This is a genomic window from Cohnella caldifontis (assembly GCF_029360585.1).
In the GTDB taxonomy this organism is placed as follows: domain Bacteria; phylum Bacillota; class Bacilli; order Paenibacillales; family Paenibacillaceae; genus Cohnella; species Cohnella caldifontis.
On sequence record NZ_JAQZSJ010000002.1, the window covers coordinates 165,695 to 182,844 of the forward strand.

The following is a 17,150-nucleotide window of genomic DNA, read 5'->3' on the forward strand; positions in this document are numbered from 1 at the left end:
CCTTGTGTCAGCCGGTCGCTCTCCGCGTACCGCGGAAAACAGGCTTCGGGAATAATATACCCGCGGACCGATCCGGCTATTCCGCCTTCAGGCCGTCCATCCCCCGTTCAGGCCGATCACTTGGCCCGTGATGTACCCCGATTGTTCCGATACGAGAAAACGGATGAGCTCGGCCACCTCTTCCGGCCGGCCTAACCGCCCGAGCGGAATCTCCCGGCGAAGCTCCGACAAATCATCGTCCGATAGTCCGGCCAGCATGTCGGTTTCGATCGCTCCCGGGGCCACGGCGTTCACGGTGACGCCGGAGGATCCCAGTTCCCGGGCCATCGATTTGGCGAAGCTGTTGATCCCGCCTTTGGCTGCCGCATACGCGGCTTCGCCGGCCGCGCCGACGACTCCCCAAATGCTCGACAAATAGACGATTCTCCCCCATCGCCGCCAAGCCATGGCCGGAGCCAGTATCCGGGTCAGACGGTATGCGGCCTTCAGATGAAGGCCCATCATGTCGTCCCACGCCTCATCTCCGCAGTCCTCCAGCAAGCCGTAAAACGCCGTTCCCGCGCTGTGCACGAGAATGTCGGGCGAGAGGTTCCGCTCCTTCAGCTGCTCCAGCAGCGCCTCCAGCGACCGGGCGTCCCGCAAATCGGCCGATAACGCCTCGGCCCGCACGCCGAAGCCGCGGCAATGAGCGCACACCCGCTCCGCGGCCTCTTGCGCGGTATGGTATTGGACGGCCACGTCCATCCCGTCCGCGGCCAGCCGGACGGCTGCCGCGGCCCCGATCCCGCGCGATCCGCCCGTAATCAAAGCCGAACGCCGGTTCAAGCCGTTCCGCTCCTCACGACGGAAACGGCAAGGCGTTCCGGCGATACGTGTTCCCGCAGGCGGGAATCGATATCTTCGGCCTGCAGCGTTTCGTACAGTTCGACGATGCGGAACAGATCGCCGCCTTTGTGGCGGTATCGGGTGAATTCTCCCGCGATCGCTTCCGGGTTGTTCATCATGCGGAGGAACGTTCCGATGCGCTTGCGGCGCGTGCGTTCGAAGACGCCGGGATCGATGCCCCGCTCCGCGGCTTCGTACAGTGCGCCGCACACCCGGTTTTGCAGCTCTTCGGGATCGCGGGTTTCCCCCCCGATGACCGAGAAGGCGAAGCCCGGTCCCGTATTGTATTCCTGGCCGAAGCTGTCGGAAATCAGGTTGTCGTCGTACAGGCTTTGATACAGCTCCGAACTTGGCCCGAGCAGCGCTTCGAGCATCAGCTTGCTCGCCAGCTCGCGTTTGATCGCTTCCTCTCCCCGGACCGGGCCGGGCGCTTCTTTAAAGCCGAACAGGCATTTCGGCAACGAGACCGGCAGTTCGATCGACATCCGCGGATTCCGCACTTGGAGCGGCTCTTCGTCGAAAATCCGTTCGATCTCGCCGCCCGGGGGGAACGATTTCGCCGCTTGGTTGCGCCGCACCAAGTCCATGACGGCTTCCGGGTCGACCCCGCCCACCGCGAACAGCATCATGTTGGACGGATGATAGAAGGTGCGGTAGCAATCGTACAGCATTTCCTTGGTGATCGACCGCACCGAACCGGCGGTACCGGCAATGTCGATATGGACGGGATGATTCACGTACAGGGCTTCGATCAGCCCGAAATACACCCTCCAGTCGGGATTGTCGCGATACATGTCGATTTCCTGGATAATGATCCCTTTTTCCTTCTCGACGTTCTCGTCGGTAAAGTATGGGTTCTGCACGAAATCGATCAGCGTGGTCAAATTTTCGGGAATTTGCCGAGTGGCGGAGAACAGGTACACGGTCCGGTCGAAGCTCGTGAACGCATTGGCCGATGCGCCCTGGGCCGCGAACGTGGAGAAGACGTCCCCTTCCGGCTCCTCGAACATCTTATGCTCCAAAAAATGCGCGATGCCGTCCGGTACCCGGATCGTTTCGCCTCCCGGCGGACGGAAACGGTTGTCGATCGACCCGTACTTCGTCGTAAACGTCGCGAACGTCTTCGCGAAACCCGGCTTCGGCAGCAAATACACCTCGAGCCCGTTCTCCATCTTCTCGTGCCATAACGTTTCCTGGAGCTTCGGGTAGTTCAACTGCTCCATGTTCAGCCCTCCCCCTTCCGATCGCGGAGGAAATAGATCGTGTCCAGCTTCACCGCGCGGGCCGCCGCCGTGATTTGATCCGGTGTGACCGCCTCCAGCTCCTGGATCATCTGCTCCCCGGTCCGTTCTTTGCCGGCCATCACGGAATGGAAATCGAAGCCGATGCGCTCGAACGCGGAATCGTCGATCTCCCGCAGCTGATTGGACAGCATCGCCTTCGTCCGGGCCAAGTCTTCTTCCCCGAATTCTCCCCGTTCCATGGCGGCAAGCTGTTCCCGGATGATGTCCAGCGCCTTGCCGTAATTCGCGATTTCGATGCCCGACTGGATCGTCATCAGCCCTTTATGGCCGTCAAGCCGCGAGGAAGCGTAATAGGCCAAGCTAGCCTTCTCCCGCACGTTGACGAACAGTTTCGAATGCGGAAACGCGCCGAGAAGCCCGTTATACAGCAGCAGCGCGGGATAATCCTCGCTTCCGTACAGCGTGCCGGTCCGCAGCCCCAGGTTCAGCTTGCCTTGGCCGACGTCCAGGCGCTCCACGATCGTCTGCGCCTCGCTCCTGGCCGGTCGCGTCCGTGCCGGCGCGTAACCGGCCGGATCGCCCGCGGGCAGGCGAAACGCTTCGCCCGCGAGTTGCCGGACCTCTTCCAACGAGGTGTCGCCCGCGACGTACAAATCCAGCGAGGCTTGCTCCAGCCATCCGCGGTAAGACGCGTACAACGATCCGGCGTCCAGCGCCGCCAAATCCTCCTTGCGGCCAAGCGCGGGCAGCCGGTACGGTTCGTCCCGGCACATCTCCTCCACGCACCGTTCGCCGGCGTACCGGATTTTGTCGTTGATGATGGCTTCCAGCCGTTTGGCGACCGTCGTCTTCTCCGCCTCCACGTACCGGGCGCGGAAACGTCCGTCCTCCAGCGCCGGTTCCGTCGCGACTTCGCCGAGAAAACGCAACGCTTCCTGAAGCAGCGAGCCTGCATGGGAAACGAACCGGTCGTTGATGATATCCATGCGGAATTGGACGACCTGGTAATCGCCCCTTTTGTACAAATCGAAGCCGAAGCCGGCTCCGTAGAGCTCGTCAAGCTTCTCCCGGAACGCGATCGTTTCGGGGTAGGAGCGCGTACCCCTGCGGAGCACGAACGGGGTGAGCGCCGTAGGCGTCACCCCGGATTCGGACAACGGTATACCCGCGAACAGCGACACGGCGAATGTTTTGAACCGCTTCGTTGGCAGCACGTGCAGTCGGAGCCGCCCCAGCGCTCCGCGTTCAAACGTTTCCGGCATCTTCTCAATAAGCCCCTTCCCGTTCATCGCTCATAGGCCGGTTTGCAGGCAGCTATGCTTTGATCAGCCCCATTCTACCCCATGGGACAAAAAGGAAGCAAATGCGAGCTTCACGCCCTGACCCGTCAGCGGCAGAAAATGTGCTTGCCGATCGTTTTGTACTGAGGCCGCGACCAAATCCACTTGGAGGTTGCGGTTTCCGGGTTGAAATAGTACAGGCAACCGTCGGTCGGATCCCAGCCGCTCAGCGCGTCTTTGACGGCTTTCATCGCGTTCTGGTTCGGCGTCAGCCAGATCTGCCCGTCGGCAACGGCCGTGAAAGCCCCGGGCTGGAAAATGACGCCTGTCGGCGTATTCGGAAAATCCGCGCTGCGGACCCGGTTCAAGATGACCGCGGCTACCGCGACTTGGCCCTCATACGGTTCTCCCCGCGATTCCCCGTATACGGCGTTCGCCATCATTTTCAAATCCTTGTCGGTAAACCCTTGGGTATTGGAAGGGGGGAGCTTGTCTGCAGCGTTCGCGGTGCCGCCCGCTCCGCCCGTTCCTCCTTTGACCGTTCCCGGGGGGAGCTCGTCCGCCGTCGGCTTGTAGTTTTTCGTCGCCTTCCACAGCATCAGCTTCGTCTTCGCGCCCACGATGCCGTCGGCCTTCATGCCGAACTTCCACTGGAACCATTTGACCGAATTCAGCGTCTTGGCGTCGAAGGTCCCGGTCACTTTCCCGTCGTAGTAACCTAAATATTTCAGCCTTCCCTGGAGCTCGTAGATGTCTTTACCGGAGGCCCCTTGCTTCAAAATCGTCGTACCGAACGTTTCCCGGCTGTGTTCCGCGTGCTGCAGCTTGTAAAGGCCGAGCAGTCCGAACACGATGCAGCACGTCAAAATGACGAGACGATAACTCACCTTGAGCTCACGCCTTTCTCATCGCTTGGTTGTTCGACCGTTAGTATGAGAAAGGAAAAAGGCTCTTATACCCAAATACGGCAACGGATCAGGAAGGGATCCTCTGTTGGTACTGTTCCAGCGACATCAGCACTTCCCGGGGCTTGCTTCCTTCATAAGGCCCGACGATGCCTTTGGCCTCCATCGCGTCGATCAGGCGGGCGGCGCGGGTGTAGCCGATCCGCATCCTGCGCTGCAGAAGCGAAACCGAAGCCTGCTTGGCTTCCAGCACGATCTGCACGGCCTGATCGAACAGCTCGTCCACGTACTCGTCCTCCGCGTCCCCTTCGGTTTCGTCGATTTCCGGCACCAGCTCTTCGTCGTATTCCGCTTCCGCTTGACCGCGGGCGAAGTTGACGACGGCTTCGACCTCCTGGTCCGACAGGAACGCTCCCTGCACGCGGATCGGCTTGGAGGCGCCCATCGGCAGGAACAGCATGTCGCCGCGGCCGAGCAGCTTCTCCGCGCCGACCATGTCGAGGATCGTCCGCGAATCCACTTGGGACGAGACGCCGAACGCGATCCGGCTCGGAATGTTCGCTTTGATGACGCCGGTGATGACGTCGACGGACGGCCGCTGCGTCGCGATGATCAGATGGATGCCCGCAGCCCGGGCCATCTGGGCCAGGCGGGTAATCGCATCCTCGACGTCGCCTGCCGCCACCATCATGAGGTCGGCGAGCTCGTCCACGATGACGACGATGTAGGGCAGCACGGCATCGGGATTGTTCCCGCTAAGCATCAGCGCGTTATAGCCTTCGATGTTGCGCGTGGCGGATTTGGAAAACTTCTCGTAGCGCTTTTCCATTTCCACGACGATTTTCTTCAGCGCGAGAGAAGCCCGTCTCGGATCGGTGACGACGGGCGTCAAGAGGTGCGGGATGCCGTTGTAGACGTTCAGCTCGACCATCTTCGGATCGATCATCACGAACTTGACTTCATCCGGCTTCGCCTTGTACAGCACGCTGGTGATGATGCCGTTGATGCACACCGATTTCCCCGAACCCGTCGCGCCGGCGACGAGAAGGTGGGGCATTTTCGCCAGGTTGCCGACGATCGGCTGACCGGAAATGTCCCGTCCGAAGGCGACCGTCAGCTTGGACGGCGCGTCCCGGAATTCGGGGGTTTCCACCACTTCGCGCAGCGTGACGACGCTGACTTCGTTGTTCGGCACCTCGATGCCGATCGCGGATTTGCCCGGAATCGGCGCTTCCATGCGGATATCTTTCGCGGCCAGCGCCAGCGCGATATCGTCGGTCAAGCTGACGATTCGGCTGACCTTGACGCCGACGTCGGGCTGCAGCTCGTAACGGGTCACGGCCGGGCCGCGGGCGACGTCGAGCACTTTCGCTCGGACGCCGAAGCTTTCCAGCGTCGCCTCCAGCTTGCGGGCCGTGTCGATGTAATCGTTGGCATTGCCGGATTTTCCGCCGCCGCTCGGTTTGTTCAGCAAGGAAGGGCTCGGCAGGCGATAAGGTCTCGGCTTCTTCTTCGGAGGCTGGGCGGCCGCCGCGGACGAAGCGGCGGGTTGCTCGCCGGATGCCGGCTTTTCCGTTTCGGCCGCATCGCCGACCGGTTCCGCCGGTTCGACCGGCTCATCGGAATCGATCCCGTAACCGTCCCGGTGAAGCACCTGATCGGGGTGATCGTCGGCCAAGTCGTCGGCCTGGGCCCTGGTTTGTTCGGCGAAATCCGTAAACCGCGGAGCGAACGGCTCGCCGCTTTCTTCTTCCGCCGGCCCTTGGCCGGCCGGCGGGTCCCCGGCAGCCGGCTTGCGGGTTCCGGTCTCCGAAGGGGGCGTCCACTCCTGTTCCTCGTCTTCCCATGTTTCCTCGCGGGGCTCCATGTCGCCCCGCTCCGGCTTTCCATGGAACAGCTGGAAGAACAGCGGGGTTTTGCGCGGCTCCTGCGCGAAAGGCGGTTCCTCCAGCTCGTCATCCTCCGGAAGCGGTTGCGCAACGGCGGCTGCGGCGGCGGATTTGCCGGACGGCGCGACGGGGACCGCTTTGGCGGACTGCAGCTTGCGGCCGGATGAGAACCTTGCGGCGAGAAGCGGCATCACCCGAAGCAGGAACAACCGGACCGCCCGGGCCATTTCGACGTAAGAGCGGTTCGTGATCAGGATCAGGGAGATCGCGAACTGTATGTACATGATGAATTTGGATCCATAATAGCCGAACATCCAATAAAAAACGGAATATTGGAGCGCGCCCAGCATGCCTCCGCCGATGTCTTTTTCCCACGGCTTGAGGGACGAGATCGGCGCCGCGGCCGGATCGACGGCCGGATCTTCGCTCAGGACCTCCTCTTCCGACGGGTCCGGCGGAAACAAAACCAGCTCGCGAAGCGCGGTTCCCATTTCCGAGACAATGCGGGGAGAGCTGACGGAATCGATCGGGGCCAGCCGGCTTTGGGCGAACGAGATCGTGCTCATCAGCGTGCAGGCAAGGCAGAACAACAGAAACCCGGATCGGCGCGGCGTCCATCCTCGGGGCCATTGCCGTTTCATCATCACGTAAAGGCCGATCCACACCCCGAGAATCGCCATCAAAAAATAAAACTTGCCCAGAATCAAACTGGATAAGCTCGTCAAAGCCCAGGCGCCTCGGCCTTCGCCATAGAACGTAATGATGGAGATGGTGATCAGCAGGATGCCGTAAATTTCGTATTTCAGGCTCATTCCGAATGAGGCCTTTTTCTTTTTGCGTTTGGCCAAACACGCCACCTCCCGGTTCAACATTATACCACAGTTGACGGGAGGTTGGCAGAATCGGCCATTTCGGCGTATCGGGCCTGAAGACGAAAGGTCTTCGGGTGTGGGTTAGGCGTCCAAGCTCCCGTAGACGATCGTCTGCCCGGGGGACAACGCCGGATCGAGATACGAATCCAACGGGGCGTGAAGCAGCCGCTCGATCCGGCCGATGCCGGGCGCGACGGGAACGACCCGCATCGTGATTCCCCGAACGTTCAGGTCCAGGAAAGGTCCCGGTTCGGCCGGGCGGTTCCAGCCGTCCAGCACGAGTTCCAGCGGCATGGTCGTGTAGAGGCTCATTGCAGGGAAGCCCCCTTCGCCATCTTCCGCTCTACGATCAGGCGGTTCAGCACGCGGAGCGCCTCGCCCAATCCTCCTACCTCGTCGATCAAGCCGTGTTTGACCGCATCGGAACCGATGACGGTCGTTCCGATATCCCGCGTGAGCTGGCCCATGCGGAACATCAGCTCCTTGAACGTCTCCTCCGAGATTTTGGAATGCCGCGTGACGAATTTGGTGACCCTCTCCTGCATTTTTTCCAAATACTCGAAGGTCTGCGGCACGCCGATGATGAGTCCGTTCAGCCGGATCGGATGGATCGTCATCGTGGCCGTTTCCGCGATCAGCGTATAATCGGCGCTGACGGCGATCGGAACGCCGATCGAATGGCCGCCGCCGAGGACGATCGCCACCTTGGGCTTGGACATCGACGCGATCATTTCGGCGATCGCCAGCCCCGCTTCGACGTCTCCGCCCACCGTGTTGAGGACGATGAGCAGCCCTTCGATTTTCGGGTTTTGCTCCGCCGCCACGAGCTGCGGAATCACGTGTTCGTACTTCGTCGTTTTGTTCTGGGGAGGCAGCATCATATGGCCTTCGATCTGTCCGATGATCGTCAGGCAGAAGATGTTGCTCTCCGGCGTCGGGACCGCGGTCTGTCCCAGCTGCACCACCGATTCGACGGCGGCGGATCCCCGGGAGTCGTCGCCCGCGGGACCCGGCTGCTCTCCGCCGGTCAGCGGCTTTGAGGCTTCGTTCATGGCAGGACCTCCTTTGCCCGTAAGGCAGGCTTAGTATGATCCATTTTCGGGGCATTCAGCCGTTGAGCCCGTTCTCCCGCCAACCGCCCTTTTTGCGTCTTCAACTCCGCCCTCGCACCCACTCCGCCTCTTATCGAAAGCCCATATTTTCCGCCTTAACTCCTCAGGCAACCCCATGGGAGTTACGAAGGCAAGCAATTTTCTTCCTTAGTTCGTCCTCAGCCCTCCACCGAATCGGTACGATACGCTTCAATACGAAAAAAACCGCTTTCCCCCGCGTTTAAGCGGATCGGAAAACGGTTTTAGCGAGTGTTGGCGGTGCATGCGATCGGTAATCCTAGACTTCCATAATGATTGGCAGGATCATCGGTCTTCTTTTTGTTTGGTCGTACAGGAAACGTCCGAGCGCGTCTTTGACGTGGGTCTTGAGCGACGCCCATTCGTTTACGTTCTCGTTCATTAACTTATGCAAGGTGCCGGTGACGATGCGGTTCGCTTCCTCCAGCAGCCCTTCCGATTCCCTCACGTAGACGAATCCGCGCGAGATGATGTCCGGTCCGGACAGAATCGTGCCGTCCTGCTTGCTCAGCGTGACGACGACGACCAGAATGCCGTCCTGGGACAGCAGCTTGCGGTCGCGCAGCACGATGTTCCCGACGTCGCCGACGCCCAGTCCGTCGATCAGCACGTTGCCGGAAGGAACTTTGCCGGCTTTGCGTCCGACCCCGTTCTGGAACTCCACGACATCGCCGATGTCGACGAGGAAAATTTTGTCCTTCTCCACGCCTACGGCTTCGCCCAGCATGCCATGATGGCGGAGCATCCGGTACTCGCCGTGGATCGGAATGAAATATTCCGGACGGATCAGATTGAGCATCAGCTTCAGCTCTTCCTGGCTCCCGTGTCCGGATACGTGCACGCCCGACACCGAGCCCGGTCCGTAGATGACGTTGGCGCCCAGCCGCATCAGCTCGTCGACCGTCCGGCCGACGTATTTCTCGTTCCCCGGGATCGGCGTGGCGGAAATGACCACCGTGTCGCCCGGCAGGATGTCGATTTTGCGATGCGTAGAACGGGCCATTCTCGTCAAGGCGGACATCGGCTCGCCTTGGCTGCCGGTGGATAATACGACCACCCGGTCGGCCGGAAGCTTGTTCACTTCCTCGGGTTCGATGAGCATGCCTTCCGGTATGTTCAGGTAACCGAGTTCGGAAGCGATCGTCACGATGTTGACCATGCTGCGTCCGATCACCGTCATTTTGCGGCGGGTCTCCATGGCGGCGTTGATGACCTGCTGAATGCGGTGCACGTTCGAAGCGAACGTCGCCACGACGACGCGCTGCTTCGCCCGGCGGAAAATTTCTTCGAATTCCTTGCCGATATTGCTTTCGGACGGCGTGAAACCCGCGCGTTCCGCGTTCGTGCTGTCCGACAACAAGCAGAGTACGCCGCGCTTTCCGATCTCCGCCATGCGCTGCAGGTCGGCATATTGGTCGTTGACCGGCGTGTGGTCGAATTTGAAGTCGCCCGTATGGACGACGACCCCTTCCGGCGTGTCCAGGCAAACGCCGACGGAATCCGGAATGCTGTGGTTCGTCCGGAAGAAGCTCGCTTTAATCGTGCCGAACGTGAGCTCCGAATCGGCGGTAATCAAGTGGCGTTTCGTTTCTCCGAGCAGTCCCGCTTCCTTCAGCTTGTTCTCGATCAGGCCGAGCGTCAGCCGAGTTCCGTACACCGGGACGTTCAGATGTTTCAGCACGTACGGCAGACCGCCGATGTGGTCTTCGTGCCCGTGCGTGATCAGGATCCCCCGAACCTTGTCCCGGTTCTCCGTCAAATACGTGATGTCCGGGATGACGACGTCGATGCCGAGCATTTCCTCTTCCGGGAATTTCAGGCCCGCATCCACGACGATGATGTCGTTCGCGTACTGGACGCAGTACATGTTCTTCCCGATCTCTCCGACGCCGCCCAAGGCGAAAATCAGCAATTTGTCTTGGTTGTTCTTCTTGGACAATGGTAGTACCTCCATATCATTTCGACGATCCCAATCCTATGAAATTGTCAAGTTGCAAATATTGGCCGCACCCAATCACTCGGAAACATTATACATGATGCGGAAGGCCAAAAACAAGGCTCACGCCGTTTTGCTCCGGAATGCCCCTCCATACGGGTTAATGTCTCCATTCCTCCGCCGGTCCAAACCGGGAAACGGGACTGCGCGGACACGAAAAAACCGATGCCGTCCGGCATCGGTTTCCGTAAAATCGAGCTTACAGCGCGCTGACCATCCGAGAGATGAAGTCGGCTTCCGATTGCGTCGGCTCCACCAGCGGCAGCCGCACGCCGCCGACCGGCAGCCCGCGCAGCTTGAGCGCGTGTTTAACCGCTACCGGATTCGGCACCGGATGCGGACAGTTGAACAATCCTTTGAATACCGGGAACAGCTCCGCATTCACACGGGCGGCCTCCGCGACTTTCCCGGCTTCGAACGCCGCGATCAAATCCTTCATGCGCGAGCCGATCAAATGGCTGGCCACGCTGACGATCCCGCGGCTGCCGACGGCCAGCGACGGGAGCGTAAGGGAATCCTCGCCCGAATAAACCTGGAATCCTTCCGGCGCTTCCTTGACGAGTTCCGTCATCTGATCCAAGGAGGCGCATTCCTTCGTCGCGACGATGTTCGGGATTTCCGCCAGGCGCAGCGTCGTCTCCACGGACATGCTCGTCACCGTGCGGGACGGTACGTTGTACATCATGATCGGCAGCGTCGTCGCGTCGGCGATCGCCTTGAAGTGGCGGTAAATGCCTTCCTGGGAGGGTTTGTTATAGTAGGGCACGACCAGCAGCGCGCCGTCGACTCCGGTTTCCTGAGCCGCTTGGGTGAGATGGACCGAATGCGCCGTCTCGTTGCTTCCCGTGCCGGCGATCACTTTGCATCGCCCGGCGGCGTGCTTCGCCGCGAACCGGAACAAGCCGACTTTCTCTTCGTCCGTCAGCGTGGGGGACTCGCCCGTCGTTCCGGAGACGACGATCGCGTCGGTTTTCTGCTCTTCGATCAAGTAATCGATGAGCCGGCCCGTCACTTCCCAATCGATCTCCAGTTTGTCGTTGAAGGGGGTTACCATTGCCGTGATCAAACGTCCGAAATCCATCATTCCATCCTCCTCATTGGGCTGCGAGATGCAGGCCGAATGCCGCATGCAGCGCTTCTAGCGCGGGGGCCATGTCGTGCTCGGACACCAGCACCCAAATCGTGGTGTTGGAGTCCGCCGATTGCAAAATCGTGATTTGGCGGCTTGTCAAAGCCTCCACGATCTTGGCCATGACGCCGGGTTCCCCGTTCATGCCTCCGCCGATGACCGAAACCTTGGCGCATCCCGGCCGGATTTTCGGCCTGAAGCCCAGGTCGCGCAGCAGGCTTGCCGCTTTGTCGGCGTCCTGGTCTTTCACCGTGTAATGCACGCCGCTGGGCATGACGTTGATCAAATCTACGCTGATCCCGTTCATCGCCATGGCACGGAATACTTGCAGCTGAAGATCGCTTGCCCCCTGGTCCGATTCCACGCTGATCTGCGTAACCCCGAGGAAATGCGCGAGCCCGGTGACGGTACGGTCCGTCCATCCCGGTCGGCTGCGTGCGCTCTCGGAGTAGGTGACGAGCGTGCCTTCCCCGTCCGAGAACGTCGAACGTACGCGGACGGGAACGCCCGCCTTCATGGCGATTTCCACCGCTCGCGGGTGAATGACCTTGGCGCCGTTGCTCGCCATGTTGCTGATTTCCTCGTAGCTGACGACCGGCAGCTGCCGGGCATCCTTCACGATCCGCGGATCGGCGGTCAGAATGCCGTCTACGTCCGTGAAAATGTCGATGACGGCCGCGTTCAGCGCGGCGCCCAGCGCGGCTGCCGACGTGTCGCTGCCGCCGCGGCCGAGCGTCGTGATCTCTCCTTCTTCCGTTCGGCCTTGAAAACCGGCCACGACGACCACTTTGCCGTCATCCAGCAGAGGCTGGATCGCCGTCGGCCGCACTTCCAGAATCCGCGCCGAACCGAACCGCGCATCCGTGATGATACCGGCCTGTCCTCCCGTGAGCGCGACGGCGGGAATGCCTTCGGCGTTCAGCAGGCTCGTCAGCGCGGCAGCCGAAATGATTTCCCCGCAGGAGAGCAACAGGTCTTTCTCCCGATCGGACAATGCGTTTCCGTTCGTGCGGACGAGATCGAGCAGCGTGTCGGTGGCGTATGGATCCCCTCTTCTGCCCATCGCGGAGACGACGACAACAAGTCCGCGGCCGGTCTCCCGTTCACGGACAATATGATGAAGAACGCGGTGCCGGCTCCGTTCGTCCGACACCGACGTTCCTCCGAATTTCTGTACGGTTACGTTCATAGGTCCATTCCTCCGCTTGTACGTGATGCGGACGCGAGGCCCCGCTTACGCTTGCGGAATGGCGATGTATTCTGCGATTTGGACGGCGTTCCACGCCGCGCCCTTGAGCAGGTTATCGGATACGATCCACAGGTTGAGCGCGCGGGGATTCGACAAATCGCGGCGAAGACGGCCGACGAAGACCTCGTTCTTGCCGGCTGCTTCCGAAGCCAGCGGGTACAGCTGCCGATCCGGATCGTCTACCAGCACGACGCCCGGAGCGTCCGCCAGCAACGCTTTGACTTCCCCAAGGTCGTAATCTTGCTTGAGTTCTACATAGACGGATTCGGAGTGCCCGTAAACGACGGGGACGCGAACGCAAGTGGCGGTGACCTGGATCGAGTCGTCGCCCATGATTTTCTTCGTCTCGTTGACCATTTTCATTTCTTCCAGGGTAAATCCGTTGTCCTGGAATTTATCGATTTGCGGAACCGCGTTGAAAGCGATCCGGTGCTTCACGGGCAAAGAGGCGACCGGCAGAATGTCCGGTTTCGGATCGTTGCCGTCCAGGATTTCCCGGCTTTGGCGCAGCATCTCGTCAATCGCCTTGGCGCCGGCCCCGGATACGGCTTGGTACGTGGAGACGATGACGCGCGAAATCCCATAGCGGTCGTAAAGCGGCTTAAGCGCCGCGACCATCTGGATCGTCGAACAGTTCGGATTGGCGATAATGCCTCTATGCCCGCTGATCTGGTCGATGTTGACCTCCGGCACGACAAGCGGCGTATCCGGGTCCATGCGGTAGGCGTTCGTGTTGTCGATGCATACCGCGCCGTGTTGGACGGCGTGCGGGATCAGAGCGCGGCTGACGTCGCCGCCGGCGCTGAACAGGGCGATCTCCACGCCCTTGAAGCTGTCCGGGGTCGCTTCTTCGACCGTCAACTCCTGTCCTTTGAACGGGATCTTCGTTCCCGCGGAACGGGCGGACGACAGCAGCTTGAGGCTTTTGATCGGGAAATCGCGTTCGGAAAGCAGTCGGATGATTTGTTCCCCTACGGCGCCCGTAGCCCCGACTACGGCGACGTTAAACAACGTTTGTTCGGACATGGATTTCCCTCTCCCTATGCATGACGGCAAATCTCTATATCAGGCGTATTGATAACGCTCGATGAGCATCGGTTGCAGCTGCTTTCCTTCCAGCGCCGCTTCGCATGTCTCCATGACGAGATCCATTCGGGCAACCAAGGAGTTGGGCTTTCCGTTCGGATTGTCTTGACCGAATGGAACGAAATAAATATTTTTGGCGACGAGCAGCTTGGCGATGTTCGCCGCGTTGAGCCCGAGGCCGTCGTTGGTCGAAATCGCCAGCACGAGCGGCCGGCCGTTGCGCATCTGGGCTTTGGCGGCCATGAGCACGGCGGTGTCGGTCATCGCGTTGGCCAGCTTGCTCGTCGTGTTGCCCGTGCAGGGCGCGATGACGAGCACGTCGATCGTCTTGGACGGTCCGAGCGGTTCCGCCTCCACGATGGAGGTAACGAGTTCGTTCCCCGTGACGGCTCGAAGCTCCGTCTGCCAATGTTCGGAAGTGCCGAAGCGGGTATCCGTCGTCATGATCGAATTCGAGACGATCGGAATGACGTTCGCGCCGGCATCGACGAAACGCTTGATGTTCGGCATCACTTCCGGCAGCGTGCAATGCGAGCCGGATAGCGCATAACCTACGGTGATCCCTTGCCAATTCATGGCGCACTCCCCCGTTGCCCTTTGTCCTCCAGAATGATCTGGGTCAGACTGTTGGCGATGATGCGACCCGCCGTTTTCGGAGCCACGATGCCGGGCAAACCCGGGGCGAGAATCGCCTTGATTCCCCGCTTCTCCGCGAAGCGGAAATCGGTGCCGCCGGGCTTCGAGGCCAGGTCGATAATGCAGGCGCGCAAAGGGAGTTGGGCGATCACTTGTGCTGTGACTATCATAGTCGGTATCGTATTAAAAAGCAAGTCGATATTCCCCGATTGCCGCGCCAAATCAGGCATGTAGAACGGTTCGAACCCCATCTCGAACGCCCGCGCGAACGAGTCCTCCCGGCGGACGCCCGCTTTGACTTTCGCGCCCAATCCCTGCAGCGTTCGGGCCAGCGTCAAGCCGGTCCGTCCGAGTCCCAGGACCATGCAAACGGAGCCGTGGATCGTGATGTCCGTGTTCTGGATCGCCATCATGACGGCGCCTTCCGCGGTCGGAATCGAATTGTAAATGGCCACGTCGTCCCGTTCGAACAATTCGATCAGTTCCACTCGGTGCTTCTCGCACAGTTTCCTGAGATAAGGTTTCGCCATGCCGCAGTAGATCTTGCAGGTTTTGGGCATGGCCGCGACATGGGCGTCGGTCAATTTCAGCTCGCGGTCGGTGAAAACCGCCGAAATCGTGCCTTCGTCATCCGTTCCCACGGCCGGCAGCAGCAGGGCATCGGCGTTCTGCAGCACCTCCGGCGTCCATTCCGCCTTCGTGACGCCCGGAAAAGACGTATCCAGGCGGTCGAACCCCGAAATCGTCACCGAAGCATCCAGCTCGGTCAACCGGCCGATGACCTCCAGCTGGCGGGCATCGCCGCCGGCCAGCACGATTTGAATTCCGGTTAGCATGCGGGGCTTCCTCCTTACATCGGGAGTTTGACGGAGTCAAACCCTCTCCGCTCCCCTCTCCATCAGGCCTGCACATAGCCTATCGTATGCAGCAGCCCAGATCGGGGTTCCTTTTCCGCCTCCCCCGTCGTCCCGCCGCCCGCGCCAAAACAAAAGCCGACGCCGGTCCATCCATGGACCTCGTCGGCTTTCCTTATTTGCCCGTATGCCCGAATCCGCCCTCGCCGCGGACCGACTCCGGCAGTTCGTCGACTTCCGCGAGCGTCACCTGCGGCACCCGTTGGAAAACGATCTGCGCGATCCGCTCTCCCCGCTGAATCGCGAAGGGCTCGGAGCCGAGGTTGATCAGCAGCACCTTGACCTCGCCCCGGTAATCGGCATCGATCGTTCCCGGCGTGTTCAAACACGTGATTCCGTGCTTGAATGCCAGACCGCTGCGAGGCCGGACTTGCGCTTCGAGTTCCCGCGGCATCGCCATGGCGAAACCCGTCGGCACCAAGGCCCGCCGTCCCGGCTCTAATACCAGCGTTTCGCTTACCGCCGCATGGACGTCGAAGCCGGCCGCCCATTCGGACATTTGCTTCGGCAGCGGGATATCCTCATTCCCCGGAAGCCGCTTCAATGCTACTGGATACAACGAACTCCCTCCCTATGCCTGACAACACCTTCTCTTGGCCGCCGACCAACGCGATGGCGCAAGATGTGCCCATGATCCGGTCCAGCATCTCCCGGATATCGTCCATCGTGACCCGTTCGATCCGTTCCAGCATTTCGTCCAGGGTGTAATGGCGGCCCAGCATCAGCTCGTTTTTGCCGAGCCGGTTCATCCGGCTGCTCGTGCTTTCCAAGCTGAGGATGAGATTGCCTTTCAACTGCTCCTTGCCCCGGTGCAGCTCCTGCTCGGTCATGCCGTGCTCGGCCATCTCCGACAGCAGTTCCACGGTCAAATCGTAAACGTCCTTCGTCTGCTTAGGCGCCGTACCCGCGTAAACCGTGAACAGCCCGCTGTCCGCGTAAGACGTGTGGTAGGAGTATACCGAGTAGGCAAGACCCCGCTTCTCCCGGATTTCCTGGAACAGGCGCGAGCTCATGCCTCCGCCGATCGCGTTGTTGAGCAAAATCATGGCATAGAGCTTGGGATCGGCGATCGAGCAGCCCGGAAACGTCAGGCACAGATGGTTCTGCTCGGTTTTTTTCCGATGGAACAGGCTGCCCGACCGGAACGCCGGAGATTCCAGCATGTCGTCGGAGCCCGATACATCGAAAACGCCGAAGTGACGTTCGATCAACTCCAGCACTTCCTCGCCCACGTTGCCGGCGATGCTGATCACGGTGTTGTCGGCCCGGTATTTCCGGCCCATATAAGCCCGCAAATCCTGGGCTCCCATCGCTTCGAGCCGTTCGGCCGTGCCCAAAATCGAATAAGCGAGCGGATGGTCGCCGAACGCCGCCCGCGAGGCGAGGTCATGCACGGTATCGTCGGGCGTGTCCTCGTACATCGCGATTTCCTCGAGGATGACGTTTTTCTCCTTGGCGAGTTCGGTATCGGCCAGCTGCGAGTGGAAGAACATGTCGGCCAGCACGTCGACCGCGATCGGAAGGTGCTGATCGAGCACCTTGGCGTAATAACACGTATATTCCTTGGCGGTAAAGGCGTTGACGTTGCCGCCGATTCCGTCGAAGCGGTCCGCGATGTCCTTGGCCGAATGCCGATCCGTTCCCTTGAACAGCATGTGCTCGATAAAATGGGAAATGCCGTTCTCTTCCGGGGTTTCGTTGCGGGATCCGGTTTTGACCCAGATGCCGAACGAAACGGAACGGCAGGCAGGAATCGGTTCGATCAGGACGCGCAGGCCGTTCTTCAACTGATATTTGTTCACCCGATTTCCTCCTCTAATCGGGAGTTTGACGGAGTCAATCTCTCCCCGCTTCAGGGAGTTTGACGGAGTCAAACTCTCTCCTCAATCGCTAATCGGGAGTTTGACGGAGTCAAACTCTCGCTGCTGATCACTC

15 protein-coding genes are annotated in these 17,150 nt (G+C 60.4%); all 15 read right to left on the reverse strand.

What is annotated here, in order from left to right; all coding sequences use genetic code 11:
• Positions 1-87 precede the first annotated feature (87 nt).
• A complete protein-coding gene (gene ymfI, locus PTZ19_RS03735) occupies positions 88-825 on the reverse strand; it encodes an elongation factor P 5-aminopentanone reductase (protein ID WP_276352435.1) in 738 nt (245 codons plus the stop codon).
• Positions 822-2,108, reverse strand: coding sequence for an EF-P 5-aminopentanol modification-associated protein YfmH (gene yfmH, locus PTZ19_RS03740; RefSeq protein WP_276352436.1), 1,287 nt, complete (start codon positions 2,106-2,108; stop codon positions 822-824). The genes ymfI and yfmH overlap by 4 nt, the downstream gene beginning before the upstream one ends.
• Positions 2,109-2,110: 2 nt before the next feature.
• Positions 2,111-3,391, reverse strand: coding sequence for an EF-P 5-aminopentanol modification-associated protein YfmF (yfmF, locus tag PTZ19_RS03745; protein WP_276352437.1), 1,281 nt, complete (start codon positions 3,389-3,391; stop codon positions 2,111-2,113).
• 125 nt (positions 3,392-3,516) lie between these two features.
• Positions 3,517-4,296 (reverse strand): spore cortex-lytic enzyme, encoded by a 780-nt coding sequence (sleB, locus tag PTZ19_RS03750; RefSeq protein WP_276352438.1) that lies wholly within the window; start codon positions 4,294-4,296, stop codon positions 3,517-3,519.
• A gap of 88 nt (positions 4,297-4,384) precedes the next feature.
• The gene (locus PTZ19_RS03755; protein WP_422614967.1) at positions 4,385-7,051 is read right to left on the reverse strand and encodes a DNA translocase FtsK; all 2,667 of its coding nucleotides are present in this window, start codon (positions 7,049-7,051) and stop codon (positions 4,385-4,387) included.
• A gap of 105 nt (positions 7,052-7,156) precedes the next feature.
• Entirely contained in the window at positions 7,157-7,387 is a 231-nt protein-coding gene (locus PTZ19_RS03760) for a YlzJ-like family protein (protein ID WP_276352440.1), read from the reverse strand.
• Positions 7,384-8,127 carry a ClpP family protease gene (locus PTZ19_RS03765; protein WP_276352441.1) on the reverse strand — a complete coding sequence of 248 codons (744 nt, stop codon included), beginning with the start codon at positions 8,125-8,127 and terminating at the stop codon, positions 7,384-7,386. The genes PTZ19_RS03760 and PTZ19_RS03765 overlap by 4 nt, the downstream gene beginning before the upstream one ends.
• A 337-nt stretch (positions 8,128-8,464) precedes the next feature.
• Positions 8,465-10,144 carry a ribonuclease J gene (locus PTZ19_RS03770; protein WP_276352442.1) on the reverse strand — a complete coding sequence of 560 codons (1,680 nt, stop codon included), beginning with the start codon at positions 10,142-10,144 and terminating at the stop codon, positions 8,465-8,467.
• Positions 10,145-10,400: 256 nt separating this feature from the next.
• On the reverse strand, positions 10,401-11,285 hold the full coding sequence (gene dapA, locus PTZ19_RS03775) for a 4-hydroxy-tetrahydrodipicolinate synthase (RefSeq protein ID WP_276352443.1): 885 nt from the start codon (positions 11,283-11,285) through the stop codon (positions 10,401-10,403).
• Between the two features lie 10 nt (positions 11,286-11,295).
• Positions 11,296-12,519: an aspartate kinase gene (dapG, locus tag PTZ19_RS03780; protein WP_276352444.1), complete on the reverse strand. Its 1,224-nt coding sequence runs from the start codon at positions 12,517-12,519 to the stop codon at positions 11,296-11,298.
• Between the two features lie 45 nt (positions 12,520-12,564).
• The gene (locus PTZ19_RS03785) at positions 12,565-13,605 is read right to left on the reverse strand and encodes an aspartate-semialdehyde dehydrogenase (protein ID WP_276352445.1); all 1,041 of its coding nucleotides are present in this window, start codon (positions 13,603-13,605) and stop codon (positions 12,565-12,567) included.
• Positions 13,606-13,644: 39 nt separating this feature from the next.
• Positions 13,645-14,241: a dipicolinate synthase subunit B gene (locus PTZ19_RS03790; protein ID WP_276352446.1), complete on the reverse strand. Its 597-nt coding sequence runs from the start codon at positions 14,239-14,241 to the stop codon at positions 13,645-13,647.
• Positions 14,238-15,137, reverse strand: coding sequence for a dipicolinate synthase subunit DpsA (gene dpsA, locus PTZ19_RS03795; protein WP_276352447.1), 900 nt, complete (start codon positions 15,135-15,137; stop codon positions 14,238-14,240). Before dpsA ends, PTZ19_RS03790 begins: the two co-directional genes overlap by 4 nt.
• Positions 15,138-15,330: 193 nt before the next feature.
• Positions 15,331-15,774 (reverse strand): dUTP diphosphatase, encoded by a 444-nt coding sequence (gene dut, locus PTZ19_RS03800; protein WP_276352448.1) that lies wholly within the window; start codon positions 15,772-15,774, stop codon positions 15,331-15,333.
• Entirely contained in the window at positions 15,737-17,017 is a 1,281-nt protein-coding gene (locus PTZ19_RS03805) for a M16 family metallopeptidase (protein WP_276352449.1), read from the reverse strand. The genes dut and PTZ19_RS03805 overlap by 38 nt, the downstream gene beginning before the upstream one ends.
• Positions 17,018-17,150 lie beyond the last annotated feature (133 nt).